Raw genomic sequence first — 21,337 nt, forward strand, 5'->3', positions numbered from 1 at the left:
ACGGTCGACAAAAAGGGGGACGCCATCCGACAGAGCGACCCCGGCTACTGATCACAACCTTTACAGGACGACAAAAATGGTAACTTTCCAGACGAACCATGGCGATATCGTAATCAAAACCTTCGATGATAAAGCGCCAGCAACCGTACAGAACTTCCTGGATTACTGCCGTGAAGGTTTTTACGACAACACCATTTTTCACCGCGTAATCAACGGCTTTATGATTCAGGGCGGCGGCTTTGAGCCGGGCATGAAACAGAAAGCGACCAAAGACGAAATCAAAAACGAAGCGAACAACGGCCTGAAAAACACCAAAGGTACGCTGGCTATGGCTCGCACCTCTGCGCCGCACTCAGCGACTGCACAGTTTTTCATCAACGTGGCTGACAACGACTTCCTGAACTTCCGTGATGAAAGCGTTCAGGGCTGGGGCTACTGCGTATTCGCTGAAGTGGTTGAAGGCATGGATGTGGTCGAGAAGATCAAAGCGGTCTCTACCGGTCGCAGCGGCATGCATCAGGATGTACCGAAAGATGACGTCGTTATCCAGAAAGTGACCGTCAGCGAGTAATGTCGCGCACGCTGTTTATCGCAGATCTCCATCTGTGTCAGGAAGAACCGGCGATTACCGCCGGTTTTCTGCATTTTTTACAGCGCGAAGCGCCCCACTGCGACGCGCTCTATATTCTCGGCGATCTGTTTGAGGCCTGGATTGGCGACGACGATCCCAATCCTCTGCATCAGCAGGTGGCCAGCGCCCTGCGCGCCCTGCCGGTTCCGGTTTACTTTATTCACGGCAATCGCGACTTTCTGGTGGGCCGACGCTTCGCGCGCGCCAGCGGGATGACACTGCTGCCCGAAGAACAGGTGCTGACGCTGTATGGCCATCGACTGCTGATCATGCATGGCGATACGCTCTGTACCGATGACGCCGGTTATCTGCGCTTTCGCGCCAAAGTGCACAATCCGTGGATTCAGCGGCTGTTTCTGGCCCTGCCGTTGTGGGTCCGCAAACGCATTGCTGCCCGGATGCGCGCCGACAGCAAACAGGCTAATCAGCACAAATCACAGAGCATCATGGATGTGAATCAGGATGCGGTGGTCGCGACGATGCAGCGCCATCAGGTGCCGCTGCTGATCCACGGGCACACCCATCGTCCGGCGATCCATACGCTGACCCTGCAGAGTGAGACGGCGCAACGCGCGGTACTCGGCGCCTGGCACAGCCGCGGCTCCATGATCCAGCTTGACGCTGCTGGCATTCAGCTTATCGATTTCGACTTTTAACCGGCGGGTAAATCCCCGACATCAGCCCGACGCAACCGTTTTCCTTGCGCCCTTCTCATGCTATTCTCTGTGCCCTTCAAAACCTGTCCGCCCGGCCAGGTCTGTTTGTTCATTCACAGGAGTTGACCGCATGTCATCCAACGCCCCGGCCCGCATCGCCATTGTCATGGGTTCCAGAAGTGACTGGGCCACCATGCAGTTCGCCGCTGAGATCCTTACCAGCCTGGACGTCCCATTTCATGTCGAAGTGGTCTCTGCGCACCGCACCCCGGATAAACTGTTCAGCTTCGCCGAATCGGCAGCCGAAAACGGTTTTCAGGTGATCATTGCCGGCGCAGGTGGCGCGGCACATCTGCCGGGTATGCTGGCGGCCAAAACCCTGGTGCCGGTACTGGGTGTACCGGTGCAGAGCGCGGCACTGAGCGGCGTGGATAGCCTCTACTCGATTGTTCAGATGCCGCGCGGTATTCCGGTCGGTACGCTGGCAATTGGCAAAGCGGGCGCAGCGAATGCCGCCCTGCTGGCGGCGCAGATTCTGGCCCTGCATGACGGCGCGCTGGGGTCACGTCTCGATCACTGGCGGCAGAGCCAGACCGATGAGGTGCTGAACCATCCCGATCCGCGGGTGGATGCATGAAGCCGGTCTGCGTTCTGGGCAACGGCCAGTTAGGCCGTATGCTGCGTCAGGCCGGTGAACCGCTGGGCATTGCGGTCTATCCGGTGGGTCTGGACGCCGATCCTGCCGCGCTTCCTATCGCCGACAGCGTGATCACCGCCGAAATCGAACGCTGGCCGGAAACGGCGCTGACGCGGGAACTGGCCCGTCATCCCGCCTTTGTGAATCGCGATATTTTTCCACGTCTGGCCGACCGCCTGACGCAGAAACAGCTGCTGGATGAGCTGGGGCTCGCCACCGCGCCGTGGCAGTTGCTGGCGGATAAAAGCGAATGGCCGGCGGTGTTTAACTCGCTGGGCGAACTGGCCATTGTAAAACGCCGCACCGGGGGTTACGACGGGCGCGGTCAGTGGCGTCTGCGCGCCGGTGAGACGCACACCCTGCCGGAGGAGTGCTACGGTGATTGCATCGTTGAGCAGGGCATTAACTTTTCCGGTGAAGTCTCCCTGGTAGGCGCACGCGGCCACGATGGCCACGTTGTGTTCTATCCGCTGACGCATAACCTGCATCAGGACGGCATTCTGCGCACCAGCGTGGCGCTGCCGCAGGCAGATCAGGCGCAGCAACAGCAGGCCGAGTCGATGCTGAGTGCGATCATGCAGGCGCTGAATTACGTGGGCGTGATGGCGATGGAGTGTTTTGTTACGCCTGCCGGACTGCTGATCAACGAGCTGGCCCCGCGTGTGCATAACAGCGGCCACTGGACGCAGAACGGCGCGTCAGTCAGCCAGTTTGAGCTGCATCTGCGTGCCATTCTGGGTCTGCCCCTGCCGCAGCCGGTGGTGTTTGCCCCGTCGGTGATGGTCAATCTGATCGGCACTGCGGTGAACCTCAGCTGGCTGCAGCAGCCGCTGGTGCATCTGCACTGGTATGACAAAGAGGTACGTCCGGGCCGTAAGGTGGGTCATCTCAATCTGACCGACAGCGATGCAGAACGGCTTAAGGCCGCGCTGGATGCGCTGGTACCGCAGTTACCGGCAGAGTACGCCAGCGGCATCGCCTGGGCCGTTGAAAAACTGTAGTTCCCCGTTACCCGCTCGCGGGTGCGGTCCGGATGAAGCTTAAAGGCGGCCTGGTGCCGCCTTTAAGCCATTATCCCTTACGCCGCTTCAAACTTCCTGAACAGCGCCTTTCCTTTCAGTAACCGGATCCCCAGCCAGCCGCCACACAGCGATAACAGCAGGGCACCGCACAACGGCAACGCCAGCCACAGTGTCCAGTCCGGCTGCCACGGGAAGTCGAAAATCTTACGCTGCAATCCCCACAGCGCCGCCTCCGCACCTATGGCCGCCGCCACACCTGAAACCACCCCCAGCAGCGCAAACTCACACCACAGCGTGGTGCGCAGCAGTCGCCTGCCGGCACCCAGCGTGCGATAGACCACCAGCTCCTGACGACGCTGCCGCATACCAACCTGAATCTGCGCCAGCAACAGCAGGATGCCGCAGGCGGTGACCAGCACCACCATAATCTCCAGCGCCTGACTGACCTGCGTCAGCACCTGACCGACCTGCCGCATAATGCTGCCGATATCCAGCAGGCTCAGCGTTGGAAAGGCCCGGTTAAGCGCGGCCAGCAGAGCGGGATCGGACGCCATGCGGAAGCTGGTGAGCCAGGTCTGAGGCTGGCTGTCGAGCGCCCCCGGCGGAAAGATAAAGAAGAAGTTTGGCTTCAGGCTCTCCCAGTCCACTTTGCGCAGACTGCTGATGCGGGCGCTGAAGGTCTGCGTATCGCCTTCAAACGTCAGGGTATCACCCAGCTTCAGGCCCAGCCTGTCCGCCAGTTCCACTTCCATCGATACTTCACCCGCGCCAGGCGGCCAGCTGCCGGCCACCAGCGGATTGTGATCCGGGCGCTCCGCCAGGGCCGTCAGGTTAAGTTCACGGTTGAGAGCGTTATCCCGTTCGGGATCGGCAGGTTTGCCATTGAGTCCGGTGAGCCGCACCCGTGCAATCGGATAAAAGGTTCCGGGCCTGATCTGGTGCGACTGCAGGAAATCGCGCACCTGCGGCACCTGATCTGCCGTCATATTCAGCAGGAAGAAGTTCGGGCTGTCAGCCGGTAGCTGCTGCTGCCAGCGATCCAGCAGATCACCGCGCATCACCAGCAGCAGCGCCAGCAGCATAAACGAGAACGAAAAAGCCGCGAGCTGGCTCAGCGTCATGCCGGGCTGGCGCAACAACCGGTTGATAGCCAGCCGTAACGCCAGATTGCGCACCACCAGCCGACGCAGCAGCAGCAGGGTTCCCCAGCCGAGCAGGGCCAGCAGTGCCGCCAGCACCACCACGCCTGCCAGCAGCGCCCAGAGCATTTTACTGCCGCCGACCAGCAGAGCGAGCAGCGCAACGACTACGCCGCTCATCAGCGGAATATAGATTTTCAGCGGCCAGAGGCTGGCGACCGCATCACGCCGCAGAACGCGGAGTGGCTGCGTCGCCAGCAGCAGCCGGTAGGGGCGCAGGCCGACCAGCAGCGAAATCACAAACAGCGAACCCACAGCCCAGATCCACGGCCAGAGGCTGGCGGCGGGTAAACTGGCGGGCAGGACCGGTTTCAGCATCGCCATCAGCATCGCTTCCACGCCCTGCCCCACCAGGCCACCCGCTATCGCCGCCAGCAGCAGCACAGCCAGCCACTGACCGATAATCAGGCGCTGCAATGCGCCCTGCGTAGCGCCCAGGGTTTTCAGCACCGCCACCAGATCGTAGCGGCTGCGACAGTAGTGACTCATGGCGACCGCCACGGCGGCTATCGCCAGCATCAGCGTCAGCAGCGCCGAGAGCAGCAGAAACTGCTGCGCCCGCTGCATGGATCGCCCCAGCGCATCTTCGGAATTGTCGACGCTGATCCAGCGCTGGTCCGTTTTCAGCTGTGGTTCAATCCAGCGGTCATAGCGGGCCAGCGCTTCAGGATTACCCAGAAACTTATAGCGCCAGGTCAGGCGACTGCCGGGCTGAATTGCACCGGTTTTTGCAGCATCCGTCAGGTTAATCAGCAGACGCGGCGCCATTTCAAAGGGGTTAAAGCCACCATCCGGCTCCTGGATCAGCTCCCCGGTTATCCGCAGCCGGGTGTCCCCCACGTCCAGCATATCGCCCACTTTCAGATTCAGCAGCGCCATCAGGCGCGGCGCGGCCAGGGCGGTGCCCGCCTGCGGTTTCAGCCCCGGCGGGGCTGTCTGCAGCGTGCCAGCCATCGGATAGCGATCGTCTGCCGCTTTCACGGCGGCGAGCTGAGGCGACTCACCGGCAAAGGTCATCGTCATAAAGGTCAGCTGACGGCTGACCGTCAGACCGCTCTGCTGCGCTTTCTCCAGCCAGGCTTCCGGCGCCGCATCTGTGCTGCGCAGCGTGCGGTCACCCGCCATAAAATCACGGCTCTGCTGATTCAGCCCCTTTTCCATCCGATCGCTGATCGATCCCAATGCCAGCACGCAGGCCACCGCCAGCGTCAGAGCCAGCCAGACAATCAGCAGCGAGGGCGACCGCCACTCGCGCCAGAACCAGCGCCAGATCATTGCTCCTCCCACAATTTACCGTCACGCAGCCGGAGACGACGGTCGCAGCGCGCCGCCAGTTGCTCATCATGTGTCACCAGAATCAGGGTGGTGGCAAAGTCACGGTTAAGGGAAAAGAGCAGATCGGCGATGCGATCGCCGGTTTTGCGGTCGAGATTGCCGGTCGGCTCATCGGCAAACAGCAGGCCCGGTCGCCCACTGAAGGCGCGTGCCAGCGCGACCCGCTGCTGTTCGCCGCCGGAAAGCTGAGCCGGCAGATGATGCAGACGTTCTCCCAGCCCCAGCAGCGTCAGAAGTTCACGTGCCTGTTCACGGCTCTGACGGTCACTGTCGCCACGCAGCAGCGAGGGCAGCTGCACGTTTTCCAGCGCGTTGAGGGTTGGCACCAGCATAAACGACTGAAAAACAAAGCCGACCTGCCGGGCGCGCAGGGCCGCTCGCTGCTCTTCGTTCATGTGGTGCAGCGGCTGCCCCAGCAGATGGACTTCGCCGCTGCTGCCATCATCCAGCCCGGCCAGAATGCCCAGCAGCGTTGACTTACCGGAACCTGACTCGCCTATCAGCGCAATGGTCTCGGCTGGTTTGACAACCAGCTCAACTCCGGTAAGGATGGTTAACTGATGCTCTCCCTGACCGACGGACTTAGTAAGATGATGAACTTCAACAATGTTTTCCGCTGGCATTATCCCTTCCTGTTATTGGTTCTTCTGCTGGTGTCGCGGTTTGCGGCTGCCGATACCCTGATGGTGCTGGGCGACAGCCTGAGTGCGGGCTATCGCATGTCCGCCACGGCCGCTTGGCCCAGCCTGCTTAACAAGCAGTGGCAGCAGCAGCCTGAAGTCATCAACGCCAGTATCAGCGGAGATACCTCCGCTCAGGGGCTGGCGCGTCTGCCCGCGCTATTAAAACAGCATCAGCCGCAATGGGTGTTAATCGAATTGGGCGGTAACGATGGCCTGCGTGGTTTCCCGCCTGCGACCATTACGCAGACGCTGAGTAAGGTGATCGAAGATGTCAAAGCCGCCAATGCGAAACCGCTGCTGATGCAGATTCGCCTGCCGGCCAACTATGGTCGCCGCTACACCGAGGCGTTCAGCGGCATCTACCCGGGATTAGCGCAGCAACACAATATTCCGCTGGTGCCCTTCTTCATGGAGCAGGTCTATCTGAAACCTGAATGGATGCAGCAGGACGGCATCCACCCCAATCCCGATGCCCAGCCTTTTATCGCCCGGTTCATGGCGAAAGAGCTGGCCCCTTTAGTTAAGCAGCCGTAGCGCGACCGGATACGCGAAAAGGGTAAAGAAATGCAAAAAATGCCTGATAATTAATAATATTTAAAACGTATATCGGTTCAGTTAACAATCGCGACAGTGTGTAGACCGTTCCTGGCTGAACCTGACTTATTCCCGATTGCGCTGGTTCAAGCCAACATGAGCAAAGTAATATATTTAAGCCACTCAAAAGAGTGGCTTTTTTCAGCCTGGGGTCAAAGATGACACCAGGGTTCAACGTCTGCGTTTAACCTGCTGCCTGCAGGCAGGAATCAAGTCCGATCAGTATGCCTTAGATTTTAAAAACAGGCTTTAACGGCTTTCTATTTTGTATTGCCTGCCATTGGGAAAAAGAACGATTCAGATTCAGGTCTGCCTGATTTTCGCTGCTCCATATGAAATCACATAGCCTGCTATCAGTGCCCCAATACAGCCGACGATTTTCATCCATGTGTTTTCAAACCAGTAAAAAGAACCCATTGCAAAAATCACGGCTAAAAAAGTAATGGTTCCTTCAATTGCGTGAGAAATTAATGATTTTACAAATTTCATTCTGTATTCCTTTGCAATTGATTGGATGTCCCTCAATGAATACAAGGTAAGGCTCTAATTGTCGCTCAACAAGGAAATAAACCCTATCCAGATTATCTTTTGATACCCTACCGTACGTAACGGGATACCGGTTTCTCATCCTTTCAGATGCCCTTGCTGACTCTTCAATTATTCCCTGGAGCATGACTACGTTTAAGGAGACTGAAGCACTGAATCGGATGAAATGCCTGTACGCCTCGTCAATAGCCAATCGACGCAACATTATACTCGCCGTTGTCTGAGCCAGTGTAATCTGCCCGGCTGTTCTTCCTGCAACACTTCCGGCGCCGTAACCCAGTTTATTGTTAACAGCCTCTTTGCCTTCATCATTAAGCTTCTGATAAAACGCGGTGAAAACAAGCGTAATCAGTCTGCGCAAAGGTGACTCAGCATTACCCAGGCTTTTGAGCATACGGAAAAAACGCTCCGTCTCAGCCTGGTTTCGTTGTCGGATGCTTTCCCCCGCGAGTCCGCTCCCCTCCCAACTTCTGACCAGCCCCATGTAAGCCGTATGAGGTATAGAGGAGAGCCCATCGACAATACCGGCTGCAGCCTGCTTAATGTCCATATTCCATCCCTGCCGCTCTGAAACTGGATAAAGAATAATCAAAACTCACAAGTGCTTTCAAACGAATTTATTAAAGGGCCTGCATTTCTTCCTGCACCGCACCAGCGCTATCATTTCGTCAGATGATGCTAACAGGAACAATAACTTCACCATGACACTGCTTTATGCCCGCTATGGGTCTGAACATCATGAAGATGCTATTGTAGAAACACATTTTTATGGCGGAATCCTGATATACCAGGGGGAGACGTGAAATGCTGACTCTTTACAATCAGGTATATATGCAAAAGAAATAACAGCTTAATTCAGAAGAAACATAAAACCCGAAGGAGTATGCATTTGTGCAAAAAACCATCCTGATTACAGGTTGTTCCAGTGGTATCGGCCTGGTCGCCGCACAGGATCTGCTGGCGCGTGGCTATCGGGTGATCGCCGCCTGTCGCAAAGCAGACGATGTCGCGCGCATGAATTCGCTGGGGTTTACCGGACTCCAGCTGGATCTTGACGATCCGCAGAGCGTGGATCAGGCCGCAGACACGGTCATTGCACTCTGCGACAACCGTCTGTACGCGCTGTTTAACAACGCCGGCTTTGGCCTCTATGGCCCGCTTCGTACGCTGACCCGCCAGCAGCTGGAACAGCAGTTTTCCAGTAACTTTTTCGGTGTCCATCAGCTGACGCTGCGGCTGTTACCCGCGCTGCAGGCCAGCGGCGACGGACGCATTGTTAACACCAGTTCGGTGCTGGGACTGATCTCGACCCCCGGCCGCGGGGCGTATGCCGCCAGTAAATATGCACTGGAAGCCTGGAGCGATGCGCTGCGGCTGGAAGTACGCAGCAGCGGCATCCGGGTCAGCCTGATTGAGCCCGGCCCGATCCAGACCCGCTTTACCGACAACGTGACGCAGGGCGAACAGCACAATCCGGTGCGCAATCCCGGCATCGCGGCCCGCTTTACCCTGCCACCGGAAGCCATTCTGCCGAAACTTCGTCACGCACTTGAGAGTCAGCATCCCCGTCTACGTTATCCGGTGACCCTGGTCGCACACGTGATGAGCCTGCTGAAACGGTTGCTGCCCGGCTGGATGCTGGATCGCATTTTGCGCAGCCATTAATCAGCCGCAGGCATTAGCGCTTGAAGCCGGGCCCGTTGGCCCCATATTCTTAGAACACTTTTTGCAAAGAGACTTCTCCATGTCACCACATGCTTCGATCATCGACATCAACGAATCTAACCTGCAGCAGACCCTTGAGCAGTCGATGCAGCTGCCGGTGCTGTTCTACTTCTGGTCTGAGCGCAGCCAGCACTGTCAGGAACTGACGCCGCTGCTGGAGCGGCTGGCGCAGGAGTATGCGGGTCAGTTTATTCTCGCCCGACTGGATTGCGACAGAGAGCAGCGCGTGGCGGCGCAGTTTGGTCTGCGCTCTATCCCGACCGTCTACCTGTTCCAGGATGGTCAGCCGGTCGACGGCTTCCAGGGTCCGCAGCCGGAAGAGGCGATCCGCGCCCTGCTGGAAAAAGTCCTGCCGCGCGAAGAAGAGCTGAAAGCCCAGCAGGCGATGGCGCTGATGCAGGAAGGGAAACCGCTGGAAGCGCTGCCGCTGCTGAAAGAGGCGTGGCAGTTAAGCAAACAGTCCAGCGAAATCGGCTTCCTGCTGGCGGACGTGCTGATTACGCTGAACCGCAGCGATGAAGCGGAAGCGGTGCTGAAAGTGGTGCCGTTGCAGGATCAGGATACCCGTTATCAGAGCCTGATGGCGCAGATCGATCTGCTGAAACAGGCGGCGGACACGCCGGAGATCCAGCAGCTGCAATCCCAGCTGGAAGCGGAGCCGGCTAACGCCGGGCTGGCTGCTAAACTTGCGTTACAGCTGCATCAGGTGGGCCGGAATGAAGAGGCGCTGGAACTGCTGTTCAGCTTCCTGAAATCCGATCTGAATGCGGCGGATGGCCAGGCGCGTAAAATGCTGCAGGAGATTCTGGCTGCGCTGGGCACCGGCGATGCACTTGCCGCGCGCTACCGTCGTCAGCTCTACTCCCTGCTTTACTGACCGGCAGACCCCGGGCCGAAGCGACTCGGCCCGTTATTCTGACAATGCGGAGGTTGTATGATTACAGTAATTCCTGCCCTGATTGTGCTGGCACTGGTGGCTGTCTGGGCGACAGTCAAGGTCGTGCCACAAGGTTTTCAATGGACGGTTGAACGTTTTGGCCGTTATACCCGCACCCTGCAACCCGGACTGAGCCTGGTGGTGCCGTTCATGGATCGTGTCGGTCGCAGGATCAACATGATGGAACAGGTGCTGGATATCCCCTCCCAGGAGATCATCTCCAAAGACAATGCTAACGTCACCATTGATGCGGTCTGCTTTATTCAGGTCGTTGATCCGGCGCGCGCCGCCTATGAGGTCAGCAATCTTGAGCAGGCGATTCTGAACCTCACCATGACTAACATGCGCACCGTGCTGGGCAGCATGGAGCTGGATGAAATGCTCTCTCAGCGCGACAGCATTAACACCCGCCTGCTGCACATTGTGGATGAAGCGACCAATCCGTGGGGCGTCAAGATTACCCGTATAGAGATCCGCGATGTCCGTCCACCGCAGGAGCTGGTTGGCGCGATGAATGCGCAGATGAAAGCGGAGCGCACTAAACGCGCTGATATTCTGACCGCCGAAGGGGTGCGTCAGGCGGCTATCCTGCGGGCTGAAGGGGATAAGCAGTCGCAAATCCTCAAAGCCGAAGGGGAACGGACCTCGGCCTTCCTGCAGGCTGAAGCGCGTGAACGTCAGGCAGAAGCGGAAGCCAACGCCACGAAAATGGTCTCTGAAGCGATCGCCGCGGGCGACATTCAGGCCATCAACTATTTCGTCGCGCAGAAATATACCGATGCACTGCAGAAAATCGGCGAAGGGAATAACAGCAAAGTGGTGATGATGCCGCTGGATGCCAGCAGCCTGCTCGGTTCGATTGCGGGCATCGGCGAACTGCTGAAGGAAACCCGCACTGAGTCGAAACGCTGATGCTGGTCGATATCATTGCGCACCCGCACTGGTTCTGGCTGACGCTGGGAGGATTACTGCTGGCGGCGGAGATGCTGGGCACTAGCGGTTATCTGCTCTGGATCGGGCTGGCGGCGGTGCTGGTCGGAGTCTTTGAATGGTTTGTTCCGCTCAGCTGGACGGCACAGGGGGCAACGTTTGCTGTGCTGACGCTGGTCTGCGTCTTCTTATGGTATCGCTGGATGCGTCACCGCGAAGCGCATCAGGCTCCGAATGCGCTGAATCAGCGGGGTCGTCAGATGATCGGATCGACGCTGACGCTGGATACTGCCTTGCAGAATCGTGCCGGACACGTGCGCATCGGAGACAGCAGCTGGCGGGTGGAGGCCGATCGGGATCTGCCGGCGGGAACTCCGGTGATCGTGGTCGGCATTGAAGGCATTACGCTGCGTATTCAGCCACGCTGAGCGCAGCACCCGGCCAGATTGTTGATAATCGGGCATTCGGCGCTCTCATCGCCCGGACAGGCGTCTGCCAGTGCCAGCAGACGAGCCCGCATCGCGTGCAGCTCTTCAATGTGCGCGGCTATTTCTTCGGCTTTCTGCAGGGTTCGGGCTTTAACATCGGCACTGTGGCGCGAGGGATTATTAAACAGCGCCACCAGCTCACGGCACTCATCCAGCGTGAAACCCACCTGCCGCGCCTGACGTAACAGGTTCAGCTCATCAAGGTGGTGTCCGCTGTAGCTGCGGTAACCATTTTCACTGCGCACTGGCGGCGTGACCACCCCCTTCTCTTCGTAAAAACGGATCGCCTTGCTGGTCAGCCCGGTCTTTTTCGCCACATCGCTGATGTTCATTTTCGTCCCCTTGACCTTCCCCTTGATGGAAGGTTTATGCTTAAGCATGAATCGAAACTGGCCTAACGGTCAAATATGTTCACCTGAGGAGCTGATTATGTCACATACCCTTTCCCTGGCCCTGGACGGCTTGTCCTGTGGACACTGCGTCAAACGCGTGAAAGAGGCACTGGAACAGCGCGACGACGTCGACCACGCAGAGGTCACGCTGCAGGAAGCCCAGGTTTCCGGTCACGCTGAGGCCGCTGCGCTGATCGCCACCGTGGAGCAGGCAGGCTATCACGCGACCCTGAAACCGGCGGACACCTTCCCAAAGTCTGAACCGTTGACAGCATCGGAGCCGCCGCCGGAGGCGCTGACAACGGATAATGCCTCGCAGCCGGCAGAAAAAACCGCTCCCACTCATGTGCTGCTGATCGACGGGATGAGCTGCGCCAGCTGTGTCAGCCGGGTAGAAAAAGCACTGCAGCAGGTTGCCGGCGTCACTCAGGCGCGGGTCAATCTCGGTGAACGCAGCGCGCTGGTGCTGGGTGATGCTGATCCGCAGTTGCTGGTGGCCGCTGTCGATGCCGCAGGCTATGGCGCGCAGGTGGTTGATGATGAACAGGAGCGGCGCGAAAAGCAGCAGCAGAGCGCCCGCAGCGCGATGCGCCGCTTTAGCTGGCAGGCGGCTGTCGCGCTGGCCTTTGGCGTGCCCCTGATGATCTGGGGCATGGTGGGCGACAACATGATGCTCACCGACAGCAACCACACTCTCTGGCTGACGCTGGGCTGCCTGACCCTGCTGATCATGGTGCTTACCGGCAGCCATTTTTACCGCAGTGCCTGGCGCAATCTGCGCAACGGCAGTGCCACCATGGATACGCTGGTGGCACTCGGCACCAGTGCGGCCTGGATCTACTCTTTCAGTGTGGTGCTCTGGCCGGGCTTCTTCCCGCCGCAGGCCCGCCATCTCTATTTTGAAGCCAGCGTCATGATTCTGGGCCTGATCAACCTGGGCCATGCCCTGGAGCAGCGCGCACGTCAGCGCTCGTCAGAAGCGCTGGAACGCCTGCTCGATCTGACCCCGGCTCAGGCGCGCCAGGTCGGCGAACAGGGTGACCAGCTGATACCGGTCAGCACGGTGCAGCCCGGCATGCGGCTGCGTCTGGTCACGGGCGACCGGGTGCCGGTCGATGGCGACATCGCCAGCGGTGAAGGCTGGTTTGATGAGGCGATGCTGACCGGCGAAGCGGTGCCACAAAGTAAAAGCCCGGATGCGGCGATTTTTGCCGGTACCCTGGTGCAGGATGGATCGGTGGAGTTCATCGCGAAAGCCACCGGCGAGCAGACGACCCTGTCGCGCATTATCCGGCTGGTGCGGCAGGCACAGAGCAGCAAACCCGACGTGGGCCGGCTGGCCGATCGCATCTCTGCCATCTTTGTGCCGGTGGTGATGGTGATTGCGCTTCTCAGTGCTGCCGTGTGGTATCTGTTCGGGCCACAGCCGCAGATTGCCTACACGCTGGTGATTGCGACGACGGTGCTGATCATCGCCTGCCCCTGCGCACTGGGACTGGCGACACCGATGTCGATCATTGCCGGTGTGGGTCGCGCCGCTGAGCTGGGCGTGCTGGTTCGCGACGCCGATGCGCTGCAACGCGCCAGCCAGATCGACACCCTGGTATTTGATAAAACCGGCACCCTGACCGCGGGTACGCCGCAGGTCAGCGATGTTCAGGCCTGGGGCACAGCCAGCCGGGAATCGGTGATCGCAGCGGCCGCCGCGCTGGAGTTTGCCTCCGGGCATCCGCTGGCGAAAGCGATTGTAGCTGAAGCGAAACTGACTGAGCCTCCTGCCATTGCGCAATTTCGTACAATACGCGGCAAAGGTGTCAGCGGCATACTGGATGGCAGAACGCTGCTGCTGGGTAATGCGGAACTGATGCAGGAGAACGGCGTCGATTGCCGGATAGCGGAAGCAGAGATTGTGCGCCTGACGCAGCAGGGCGCCACCCCTGTGTTGCTGGCTGAACAGGGTGAGCTGGTCGGATTAATCGCGCTGCGCGACAGGCTGCGACCGGAAAGCCGGGGCGCCCTCCAGCGACTGCATCAGCAGGGTTATCGTCTGATGATGCTGACCGGGGACCACGAAACGACCGCGCGCGCCATTGCTGCCGAAGCGGGCATTGACGAGGTCATTGCAGGCGTGCTGCCGGAAGGCAAAGCGGCAGCGATTACCCAGTTACAGCAGCAGGGGCATCGCGTGGCGATGGTCGGAGACGGTATCAATGACGCGCCCGCGCTGGCGCAGGCCGACGTGGGTATTGCCATGGGCGGCGGCAGTGATGTGGCTGTCGAAACCGCAGGGATTACCCTGATGCGCGCTGACCTTAACAGCGTGGCGGATGCGCTAGCCCTCTCATCGGCGACACTGCGCAATATCCGGCAGAACCTCTTCGGAGCCTTTGTTTATAACAGCATCGGTATTCCGGTGGCGGCAGGCGTGCTCTATCCGCTTACCGGCACGCTGCTCAGTCCGATTGTGGCCGGTGCGGCGATGGCGCTTTCCTCGATTACGGTGGTCAGCAATGCCAATCGCCTGCTGCGTTACCGGCCACCGCGCCCGTGATCGTCGTTCCGGCGCTGTTTTTCCCTCGCTGAAGTCGCTAGCATGGGGTTTTACATCGCAAAGGACCGGGAATGACAGGCAACCTCTGGCGCTCACTGCGCGGCTTTATCGGCCAGCTTTTCCCCGCCAGTTACCGCTGGCCGGCAATGGATGTCCGGCTTGGCGACCGTCAGCTGCATCTGGTTGGCAGCATCCACATGGGGACCCGCGACATGCAGCCGCTGCCCGCCCGCCTGTTGCGTCAGCTGCAGCAGGCTGATGCGCTGATTGTGGAAGCGGATATTACCCAGGGCGGCTCACCTTTTGATCACGCTGGCGATCGCCCTGCCCTCGCCACCCGGCTCGAGGACCAGGCGATGCAGAGGCTCAGCGCACTCTGTCAGGAGATGAGCCTGACGCTAAGCCAGTTTGATCACCTGCCTGCGTGGCAGGTGGCGCTGATGTTACAGGCACAGCAGGCGCAGAGGCTGGGATTACGGCCTGATTACGGCATTGATTATCAGCTGTTGCAGGCCGCGAAAGGTCTGAACAAACCGGTGATTGAGCTGGAAGGCGCCGATGCGCAGATCGCCCTGCTGACCGCGCTGCCCGATGACGGTATGGCCCTGTTACAGGATACGCTGCTGCACTGGCACACCAATGCCCGGCTGCTGCAGATGATGGTGAGCTGGTGGCTCGATACGCCACCCCGTCAGCCAGATATTACCCTGCCCTCCACCTTCAGCCAGACGCTTAACGATACCCTGATCGGTCAGCGTAATGCGCAGTGGTGTAAAAGCCTGCAGAGTCTGGCGGCGGGCAACTATGTGGTGGCGGTGGGGGCGCTGCACCTCTATGGCGAAGATAACCTGCCTGAGATGCTGAAGAGGCCCTGAAAAAAAAGAGAGCCGATAAGATTATCGGCTCGTCAAAGAGGAATTTGTTTATGATTTTGGTTATCGCTCAGCAACCGAATTGCTGGCGCGCGGCCAATTTTCACTCAAAGAACAAAATTCCGCCACCTTTTTCCATCATTAAGCGTAATAAGATTTTTCTGAGTAAGGAACCCGTATGACGCCCGCCGTAAAATTGCTGGAAAAACAGAAGGTCAGTTTTACCCTGCATCCCTATGAGCATGACAGCAACGAAACCCATTTTGGAGACGAAGCGGTGCGCAAGCTCAATCTGGATGCGCGCCAGGTCTATAAAACGCTGCTGGTCGCCCTTAACGGCGAGGCGAAGCAGCTGGCGGTGGCGATTACGCCGGTTTCGACGCAGCTGGATCTGAAGAAGGTGGCAAAGGCGCTGGGCGCAAAAAAAGCGGATATGGCCGACCCGCAGCTGGCACAACGGGTCACCGGCTATCTGGTGGGGGGGATCAGCCCGCTGGGACAGAAAAAACGACTGCCTACCGTCATCGATCGCTCCGCCAGCGCGTTCAGCGCCATGTTTATCTCCGGCGGCAAACGGGGGCTGGATATCGAACTGGCACCTGGCGATCTTTCACGACTGCTGGATGCGCCGTTTGCGGATATTGCCCGCCACGATTAAACCCGTGGCTGAGCACAGAGCTGGTCTATCATCCAGCGCCCCGCCGGACCGGGTGGCGTGCGGCGTGACCAGACCACCTCAACAGCGATATGCTGCGGCCAGCCCGGCAGCGACAGCTCTTTCAACACGCCATGCCCGAATTGTTTCACCAGCCAGCGCGGCAGAATCGTCCAGCCAAATCCCTGTTCCGCCATCTCCAGCAGTAACAGATAGGTGGGCGCAGACCAGATACGCCCCATCGGTTTTGGCTGGTGCGCTTCAACCCAGGTGTTAAGCCGCAGATGCCGAACCGGCTCCAGCTGGCTTTCGCTGAGGATCTCCGCCTGAGCCAGTGGGTGATCGCGATGTAAAAAGATGGCCATCTGTGCTTCAACCTGCAGTCGCGCCACCGCGATATCCACCGGCAGATTGGGTTGCGCCCGCACGACGCCCAGATGGACCCGCCCGGCCTGCAGCAGGTCCAGCACATCCTCATCTTCCGCAATCATGCACTCCAGTTCCAGCTCCGGGTAGCGGGCATCAAGCTGTTTCAGCAGCTGTTCATGATGATCGGTTTGCCAGAAATCGGACATGGCAAAACTGAGCCGGGGCTCCACCCCCTGCGACAGGCGTATCGCCAGCGCATCCAGCCGTTCACTGGCGGCCAGAATCTGCTGAACCTGAGGCAGCACGCGGTGCCCCTGTTCCGTCAGGATGGGCTGACGACCGGCACGGTCAAACAGCGCAAAACCGAGATCGTCTTCTAAACTGGCCACCGCTGCACTGATGGTGGACTGGCTTTTGCCCAGCGCGCGCGCAGCCGCAGAAAAGGAGCCGCTCGCCACCGTCTGCATAAAAGCCTCAAGGGATTCCGGGGAGTATCGCATTCGTTCCATCGCTTTTTCCGATAGGTGTTCATTTTATCTTAGCATCCTGCGATGGGAAAATGCGCCGCATGATTGAAGGAGAAAACACAATGCGTACCCGCTCACTTAAAGAACGTATTCTTCATGCCGTCTGTTTTGAGACGCTGGCGATTCTGACCGTTTCGCCGCTGGCGGCCTGGGTGATGAATAAACCGCTGTTTCAGATGGGATCGCTGGCGATTATGCTTTCAACCGCGGCGATGCTGTGGAACATGATCTACAACGCCGGGTTTGATCGGATCTATGCGCCGGGCGAGAAACGCGGGCCTGTCGTGCGTGCCGTTCATGCGCTGGGATTTGAAGGCGGCTTTATCCTGATCGGTCTGCCGATTGCCGCCCTGATGCTGGATATTACCCTGTGGCAGGCGTTTCTGGTGGAAGTGGCCTTTTTCCTCTTCTTCCTGCCGTTTACCCTCGCTTATAACTGGGGCTGGGACCAGCTGCGCGCCCGCTGGATCAGGCGTCGCCACTGCCGGGCATGAGAAAATCGGGAGGCGCAGACGCCTCCCGGTGCGTTCAATGCGTGCGGGCTGTTTCGTTCCCCCACGGCCAGATCCACGCCAGAATCATTTTCGGGTAGTTACGCTTACGCGCTTTTTCGGCCGCCTCATCCCGCGCCCGGATCTGCTCATCGGTCAGGTGTACGATCTGGCCTTTGGGCTGATAGTCACTGGCTTTAAGCGGCGAATGGGCGTGAATCCACTCACGCAGTACCTGCGCATCCACCGCTCCGCTGTTGCGATAGCCCGCGTGGTTATCCAGACGCGGATAACCGTCGCCGCCTGCCGCATTAAAGCTGTTGGTCGCCATACGATAGTGCTGCGTCTCCTGCAGCGGCTTGCCGTTGATCATGACGTCGCTGACCTGCTTTCCATCCGCGGTCAGGCTGAGCCCGGCAAACTGGGCGTAGCCCCCCGTGTCCGGCTGAATATTGGCAACCACATCCAGATATTTTTTGATCTCCGCGCCGGTCAGACTGACAGAGACCACCTGATTGCTAAACGGCTGAACCTGCAGCAGATCGCGCCAGCTGAGCTTGCCCGATTTCAGCGAGGTGCGAATGCCACCGCCGCTCATCACGGCAAAATCCGCCTGCGTGTGCGCCATCTGGGCGCGCAGAATCAGCTGGCCGAGGTTGGTCTGCTCAAAGCGAACCTGCTCTTTTTCACCGCTGAACTCGCCGTCGGCGCTGCCGACATTGACGGTTAACTTCGCCTCCGCCCGCTTCTGGAACGGCATCAGCAGTTTCATCATCGCACTGTTTTTAGGGATCTCCTCCTGCCAGGTGAGCCAGGTTTCGCTGCCATCGGCGTTTTTCACCCGGTGTTTAAGATTCACCGGCACCAGCTGATACGCCTCCAGCGTCACCTGACCGTTGCGAAAGGTAAAATCGCCGCGTCCGACATATCTGCCCCACTTGTCGGCCTGCATAATCCAGATGCCATTTTGCTTATCAGGCTGGCATGGCTGGCCAGGCTGATAATTTTTCACGCTGACGTTCTCTTTTTCCATACAGACGGCGTCATGCGAATGCCCGCCGACAATCAGATTGATTGTCCCGGCGGGCAGGCTGCGCGCCAGGGTGACATCGTCAATGCCGTTGCTGCCATGGTTGCCATCGTCATAGTGACCAAGATGGGTCAGCGCGATAATTACATCCGGCTTCTCTGTGGCGCGCAGTTCGGCTACCGCCTTCACGGCTTCAGCAATCGGATCGCGGAAGTCGGTATCTTTCAGTCCTTCAGGGTTAGCCAGCTTCGCCGTGTCAGGCGTGATCAGCCCGACAACCGCGATTTTCAGTCCGAGACGGTTAAAGACCGCCCAGGGTTTAAACATCCGCTGACCGGTGCTTTTCTGATAGACGTTGGCAGCCAGCAGCGGGAAGCGCGCCCACTTCTCCTGCTTACGCAGCACCGCAATCGGCTTATCAAACTCATGATTGCCCAGCGCCATGGCGTCATAACCAATCAGGTTCATCGCCCGAAAATCAGGTTCTGCATCCAGCTCGTCAGACTCCGGCACCCCGGTGTTCACATCCCCGGCGGAGAGGATCAGTGCGCCGCCGCCTCTGGCCTGCACGTCATAGCGCATCGTGTCCATCAGCGTTTTCTGTGCCGCCAGACCATACTCGCCCTGTTCATTGAACCAGAAATGGCCATGCTCATCGTTTGTGTGCAGCACGCTGAAGCGATAGCTGCGATCGGCCTGGGCGGCCTGTGAAAACAGCGGAAACAGCGCCACCAGCAGCGCGATCCCCGCCCCTGTCCATCTTGAAAACACCACTGACATTCTCCTTAATTTTCCCCTGGCCCGAATTCCCGGCCGCATTGCCCCACTGTGTCGCACATTCTCCCGGCGAACTCAAGGCCAATGCGCATCACGCCAGCTGCCCCGGTCCGCGCAATGCCGCCAGCAGAACCGGGGGCGGCCACCGTATCGCAGGCTCCCTATCTGACAGCGTCACCTCAACCGCCAGTTCGCTCTATTGTTAACTGATTGTTTACTCCAGCAAAAAGAGGAGCTGGCGGGTTTTAGCCGCTCTGAGAGGCCATTTACCGGCTATTTGCGTCAGACTCCCGGCATTTACTCATGATAATTTTTATTTATCCTGCTCTGTCTGAACCGCAAAATCAGCCAGTATTGCCGATAATGAGCAGAAATGGCCTTCCGATTGTGTAATTGGCTTTTTTTCCGGTTTTTTTACGCTATTCCCGCAAATTGCTCAGCGAAGGATATGATTTTACATTAAACTCGTTTGTTACAAGCGGATACATTTGCATACAAGGAGACAGGCATGCATCACACCACCCCGTTGATCACTACCATTGTCGGAGCGCTGGTTCTGGCATTTCTCCTTGGGATGCTGGCGAATCGCCTGCGTATCTCCCCGCTGGTCGGTTACCTGATGGCCGGCGTGCTGGCCGGCCCCTTTACCCCCGGTTTCGTTGCCGATACCAACCTGGCCCCTGAACTGGCTGAACTCGGCGTTATCCTGCTGATGTTCGGTGTCGGCCTGCACTTCTCAATGAAAGATCTCATGTCGGTAAAGTCGATCGCCATTCCCGGTGCCATCGCGCAGATCGCCGTCGCGACCTTACTGGGAATGGGATTGTCCTGGACGCTGGGCTGGTCATGGATGACCGGCCTTGTCTTTGGCCTCTGCCTCTCTACCGCCAGTACCGTGGTGTTGCTGCGCGCGTTAGAGGAGCGACAGCTGATCGATAGCCAGCGCGGGCAGATTGCGATTGGCTGGCTGATTGTTGAAGATCTGGTAATGGTGCTGACGCTGGTGCTGCTGCCTGCGATTGCCGGCATGATGGAACAGGGCAACGCCAGCGCCGGCCTGCTGGCCTGGGATCTGCTGTGGACCATCGGCAAAGTGGCGGCCTTTATGGTGCTGATGATGGTCGTGGGACGCCGGGCTGTGCCCTGGATCCTCGCCCGCAGTGCGGCAACCGGTTCACGTGAACTCTTTACCCTGGCCGTGTTAGCCCTGGCGCTGGGTATCGCGTTTGGCGCGGTTGAATTTTTCGATGTCTCGTTTGCGCTGGGTGCGTTCTTCGCCGGTATGGTGCTCAACGAGTCCGAACTGAGCCATCGCGCGGCACGCGATACCCTGCCGCTGCGCGATGCCTTTGCGGTGCTGTTCTTCGTCTCGGTGGGGATGCTGTTTGACCCTTCCATTCTGGTAACGCAGCCGCTGGCCGTGCTGGGTGCGCTGGTGATTATTGTGGTCGGCAAGTCAGTCGCCGCCTGGCTGCTGGTGTCACTGCTCGGCCATTCGCGTCGCACGGCGCTGACCATTTCGGTCAGTCTGGCGCAGATCGGTGAGTTCGCCTTTATCCTGGCGGGTCTGGGTATCTCACTCGGCCTGCTCAGCGATGAGGGGCGCAACCTGGTGCTGGCCGCCGCTATTCTGTCGATTATGCTTAACCCGATTCTGTTTACCCTGCTGGAGCGTTTTCTGGCGAAAACCGAAACCATGGAAGAGCAGACGCTGGAAGAGGCCATCGAAGAAGAGAAGCAGATTCCGGTCGATTTCTGCAATCACGCGGTGATTGTCGGTTATGGCCGGGTGGGCAGCCTGATTGGTCAGAAGCTGCTGGAGGCGAATGTGCCACTGGTGGTGGTTGAAAACTCGCGTCCACGGGTCGAAGCGCTGCGCGAGCAGGGTATCAAAGCGGTGCTGGGCAACGCGGCCCGCGCTGAAACCATGGAACTGGCACGACTGGACTGCGCCCGCTGGCTGTTACTCACGATCCCGAATGGCTATGAGGCGGGTGAAGTGGTCACCGCCGCGCGTGAAAAACACCAGAACATTGAGATTATCGCCCGCGCCCACTACGACGATGAAGTGGAATACATCATGGAACGCGGTGCATCCCGCGTCGTGATGGGTGAGCGTGAGATCGCCAGCAGCATGCTGCAGATCCTGCAGGATGAGATGACGCAGGGCGAGGATTTACAGCCCTGTGATGTAGTGCGCTGATTGCTGCTCATAAAAGCCCTGCTGTTC

The 21,337-nt window shown here is 58.8% G+C and carries 21 protein-coding genes; 14 read left to right on the plus strand and 7 right to left on the minus strand.

Going from position 1 to position 21,337, the window contains the following annotated elements:
* Nucleotides 1-76: 76 nt before the first annotated feature.
* From ppiB to purK, 4 genes are all read left to right on the plus strand, one after another.
* Nucleotides 77-571, plus strand: coding sequence for a peptidylprolyl isomerase B (gene ppiB / locus F3I47_RS05840; RefSeq protein ID WP_009091583.1), 495 nt, complete (start codon nt 77-79; stop codon nt 569-571).
* Nucleotides 571-1,287, plus strand: a complete 717-nt coding sequence (gene lpxH / locus F3I47_RS05845) for a UDP-2,3-diacylglucosamine diphosphatase (RefSeq protein ID WP_009091586.1) — start codon at nt 571-573, stop codon at nt 1,285-1,287. Before ppiB ends, lpxH begins: the two co-directional genes overlap by 1 nt.
* A gap of 130 nt (nt 1,288-1,417) precedes the next feature.
* Entirely contained in the window at nt 1,418-1,924 is a 507-nt protein-coding gene (gene purE / locus F3I47_RS05850) for a 5-(carboxyamino)imidazole ribonucleotide mutase (RefSeq protein WP_150029380.1), read from the plus strand.
* Nucleotides 1,921-2,985, plus strand: coding sequence for a 5-(carboxyamino)imidazole ribonucleotide synthase (gene purK / locus F3I47_RS05855; RefSeq protein ID WP_150029379.1), 1,065 nt, complete (start codon nt 1,921-1,923; stop codon nt 2,983-2,985). Before purE ends, purK begins: the two co-directional genes overlap by 4 nt.
* 77 nt (nt 2,986-3,062) lie before the next feature.
* Here the strand turns inward: purK and ybbP are convergent, their stop codons facing one another.
* Nucleotides 3,063-5,480, minus strand: coding sequence for a putative ABC transporter permease subunit YbbP (gene ybbP, locus F3I47_RS05860; RefSeq protein ID WP_150029378.1), 2,418 nt, complete (start codon nt 5,478-5,480; stop codon nt 3,063-3,065).
* Nucleotides 5,477-6,163 carry a putative ABC transporter ATP-binding protein YbbA gene (gene ybbA / locus F3I47_RS05865; protein WP_046101378.1) on the minus strand — a complete coding sequence of 229 codons (687 nt, stop codon included), beginning with the start codon at nt 6,161-6,163 and terminating at the stop codon, nt 5,477-5,479. Before ybbA ends, ybbP begins: the two co-directional genes overlap by 4 nt.
* Here ybbA and tesA point away from each other — a divergent pair.
* A complete protein-coding gene (gene tesA / locus F3I47_RS05870) occupies nt 6,131-6,757 on the plus strand; it encodes a multifunctional acyl-CoA thioesterase I/protease I/lysophospholipase L1 (RefSeq protein ID WP_140028190.1) in 627 nt (208 codons plus the stop codon). The two genes, ybbA and tesA, sit on opposite strands and share 33 nt — an antisense overlap.
* A 363-nt stretch (nt 6,758-7,120) precedes the next feature.
* On the opposite strand, the gene F3I47_RS05875 is transcribed toward tesA, so the two are convergent.
* Nucleotides 7,121-7,306, minus strand: coding sequence for a hypothetical protein (locus F3I47_RS05875; protein WP_140923293.1), 186 nt, complete (start codon nt 7,304-7,306; stop codon nt 7,121-7,123).
* Nucleotides 7,269-7,913 carry a hypothetical protein gene (locus tag F3I47_RS05880; RefSeq protein ID WP_150029377.1) on the minus strand — a complete coding sequence of 215 codons (645 nt, stop codon included), beginning with the start codon at nt 7,911-7,913 and terminating at the stop codon, nt 7,269-7,271. The genes F3I47_RS05875 and F3I47_RS05880 overlap by 38 nt, the downstream gene beginning before the upstream one ends.
* 341 nt (nt 7,914-8,254) lie before the next feature.
* On the opposite strand from F3I47_RS05880, the gene F3I47_RS05885 reads away from it, so the two are divergent.
* From F3I47_RS05885 to F3I47_RS05900, 4 genes are all read left to right on the plus strand, one after another.
* Nucleotides 8,255-9,028, plus strand: a complete 774-nt coding sequence (locus F3I47_RS05885; protein ID WP_009091599.1) for an SDR family oxidoreductase — start codon at nt 8,255-8,257, stop codon at nt 9,026-9,028.
* A gap of 79 nt (nt 9,029-9,107) precedes the next feature.
* Nucleotides 9,108-9,965, plus strand: coding sequence for a co-chaperone YbbN (locus F3I47_RS05890; protein ID WP_009091602.1), 858 nt, complete (start codon nt 9,108-9,110; stop codon nt 9,963-9,965).
* A 57-nt stretch (nt 9,966-10,022) separates the two neighbouring features.
* The gene (locus tag F3I47_RS05895; protein ID WP_009091604.1) at nt 10,023-10,937 is read left to right on the plus strand and encodes an SPFH domain-containing protein; all 915 of its coding nucleotides are present in this window, start codon (nt 10,023-10,025) and stop codon (nt 10,935-10,937) included.
* Entirely contained in the window at nt 10,937-11,383 is a 447-nt protein-coding gene (locus tag F3I47_RS05900; protein WP_150029376.1) for an NfeD family protein, read from the plus strand. The genes F3I47_RS05895 and F3I47_RS05900 overlap by 1 nt, the downstream gene beginning before the upstream one ends.
* On the opposite strand, the gene cueR is transcribed toward F3I47_RS05900, so the two are convergent.
* Nucleotides 11,371-11,775, minus strand: coding sequence for a Cu(I)-responsive transcriptional regulator (gene cueR, locus F3I47_RS05905; RefSeq protein WP_009091609.1), 405 nt, complete (start codon nt 11,773-11,775; stop codon nt 11,371-11,373). The two genes, F3I47_RS05900 and cueR, sit on opposite strands and share 13 nt — an antisense overlap.
* Before the next feature lie 97 nt (nt 11,776-11,872).
* Here cueR and copA point away from each other — a divergent pair, with 97 nt between their 5' ends.
* The 3 genes from copA to ybaK all read left to right on the plus strand — a co-directional run bounded on the left by copA (nt 11,873) and on the right by ybaK (nt 15,916).
* On the plus strand, nt 11,873-14,386 hold the full coding sequence (copA, locus tag F3I47_RS05910; protein ID WP_150029375.1) for a copper-exporting P-type ATPase CopA: 2,514 nt from the start codon (nt 11,873-11,875) through the stop codon (nt 14,384-14,386).
* A 71-nt stretch (nt 14,387-14,457) separates the two neighbouring features.
* Nucleotides 14,458-15,261 carry a TraB/GumN family protein gene (locus tag F3I47_RS05915; protein ID WP_150029374.1) on the plus strand — a complete coding sequence of 268 codons (804 nt, stop codon included), beginning with the start codon at nt 14,458-14,460 and terminating at the stop codon, nt 15,259-15,261.
* A 175-nt stretch (nt 15,262-15,436) separates the two neighbouring features.
* Nucleotides 15,437-15,916 (plus strand): Cys-tRNA(Pro)/Cys-tRNA(Cys) deacylase YbaK, encoded by a 480-nt coding sequence (gene ybaK / locus F3I47_RS05920; protein WP_009091615.1) that lies wholly within the window; start codon nt 15,437-15,439, stop codon nt 15,914-15,916.
* On the opposite strand, the gene F3I47_RS05925 is transcribed toward ybaK, so the two are convergent.
* Entirely contained in the window at nt 15,913-16,782 is an 870-nt protein-coding gene (locus F3I47_RS05925) for a LysR family transcriptional regulator (protein WP_009091617.1), read from the minus strand. The genes ybaK and F3I47_RS05925 overlap by 4 nt on opposite strands.
* A gap of 89 nt (nt 16,783-16,871) precedes the next feature.
* Between F3I47_RS05925 and F3I47_RS05930 the strand changes: the two genes are divergently transcribed.
* Nucleotides 16,872-17,303 carry a multidrug/biocide efflux PACE transporter gene (locus F3I47_RS05930; RefSeq protein ID WP_009091619.1) on the plus strand — a complete coding sequence of 144 codons (432 nt, stop codon included), beginning with the start codon at nt 16,872-16,874 and terminating at the stop codon, nt 17,301-17,303.
* A gap of 34 nt (nt 17,304-17,337) precedes the next feature.
* On the opposite strand, the gene ushA is transcribed toward F3I47_RS05930, so the two are convergent.
* Nucleotides 17,338-19,110, minus strand: coding sequence for a bifunctional UDP-sugar hydrolase/5'-nucleotidase UshA (gene ushA, locus F3I47_RS05935; protein ID WP_150029373.1), 1,773 nt, complete (start codon nt 19,108-19,110; stop codon nt 17,338-17,340).
* Nucleotides 19,111-19,615: 505 nt separating this feature from the next.
* Between ushA and ybaL the strand changes: the two genes are divergently transcribed.
* The gene (gene ybaL / locus F3I47_RS05940; RefSeq protein WP_009091623.1) at nt 19,616-21,310 is read left to right on the plus strand and encodes a YbaL family putative K(+) efflux transporter; all 1,695 of its coding nucleotides are present in this window, start codon (nt 19,616-19,618) and stop codon (nt 21,308-21,310) included.
* Nucleotides 21,311-21,337: the final 27 nt, after the last annotated feature.

Origin of the sequence: Pantoea sp. M_10 (assembly GCF_008631515.1) — a bacterium.
In the GTDB taxonomy this organism is placed as follows: domain Bacteria; phylum Pseudomonadota; class Gammaproteobacteria; order Enterobacterales; family Enterobacteriaceae; genus Pantoea; species Pantoea anthophila.

Excerpts from the sequence above, each read along its gene's own strand:
- ppiB (WP_009091583.1), top strand. The coding sequence starts at position 77 with ATGGTAACTTTCCAGACGAACCATGGCGATATCGTAATCAAAACCTTC.
- lpxH (WP_009091586.1), top strand. The coding sequence starts at position 571 with ATGTCGCGCACGCTGTTTATCGCAGATCTCCATCTGTGTCAGGAAGAA.
- purE (WP_150029380.1), top strand. The coding sequence starts at position 1,418 with ATGTCATCCAACGCCCCGGCCCGCATCGCCATTGTCATGGGTTCCAGA.
- purK (WP_150029379.1), top strand. The coding sequence starts at position 1,921 with ATGAAGCCGGTCTGCGTTCTGGGCAACGGCCAGTTAGGCCGTATGCTG.
- ybbP (WP_150029378.1), bottom strand. The coding sequence starts at position 5,480 with ATGATCTGGCGCTGGTTCTGGCGCGAGTGGCGGTCGCCCTCGCTGCTG.
- tesA (WP_140028190.1), top strand. The coding sequence starts at position 6,131 with ATGATGAACTTCAACAATGTTTTCCGCTGGCATTATCCCTTCCTGTTA.
- ybbA (WP_046101378.1), bottom strand. The coding sequence starts at position 6,163 with ATGCCAGCGGAAAACATTGTTGAAGTTCATCATCTTACTAAGTCCGTC.
- F3I47_RS05875 (WP_140923293.1), bottom strand. The coding sequence starts at position 7,306 with ATGAAATTTGTAAAATCATTAATTTCTCACGCAATTGAAGGAACCATT.
- F3I47_RS05880 (WP_150029377.1), bottom strand. The coding sequence starts at position 7,913 with ATGGACATTAAGCAGGCTGCAGCCGGTATTGTCGATGGGCTCTCCTCT.
- F3I47_RS05890 (WP_009091602.1), top strand. The coding sequence starts at position 9,108 with ATGTCACCACATGCTTCGATCATCGACATCAACGAATCTAACCTGCAG.
- F3I47_RS05895 (WP_009091604.1), top strand. The coding sequence starts at position 10,023 with ATGATTACAGTAATTCCTGCCCTGATTGTGCTGGCACTGGTGGCTGTC.
- F3I47_RS05900 (WP_150029376.1), top strand. The coding sequence starts at position 10,937 with ATGCTGGTCGATATCATTGCGCACCCGCACTGGTTCTGGCTGACGCTG.
- cueR (WP_009091609.1), bottom strand. The coding sequence starts at position 11,775 with ATGAACATCAGCGATGTGGCGAAAAAGACCGGGCTGACCAGCAAGGCG.
- copA (WP_150029375.1), top strand. The coding sequence starts at position 11,873 with ATGTCACATACCCTTTCCCTGGCCCTGGACGGCTTGTCCTGTGGACAC.
- F3I47_RS05915 (WP_150029374.1), top strand. The coding sequence starts at position 14,458 with ATGACAGGCAACCTCTGGCGCTCACTGCGCGGCTTTATCGGCCAGCTT.
- ybaK (WP_009091615.1), top strand. The coding sequence starts at position 15,437 with ATGACGCCCGCCGTAAAATTGCTGGAAAAACAGAAGGTCAGTTTTACC.
- F3I47_RS05925 (WP_009091617.1), bottom strand. The coding sequence starts at position 16,782 with ATGCGATACTCCCCGGAATCCCTTGAGGCTTTTATGCAGACGGTGGCG.
- F3I47_RS05930 (WP_009091619.1), top strand. The coding sequence starts at position 16,872 with ATGCGTACCCGCTCACTTAAAGAACGTATTCTTCATGCCGTCTGTTTT.
- ushA (WP_150029373.1), bottom strand. The coding sequence starts at position 19,110 with ATGTCAGTGGTGTTTTCAAGATGGACAGGGGCGGGGATCGCGCTGCTG.
- ybaL (WP_009091623.1), top strand. The coding sequence starts at position 19,616 with ATGCATCACACCACCCCGTTGATCACTACCATTGTCGGAGCGCTGGTT.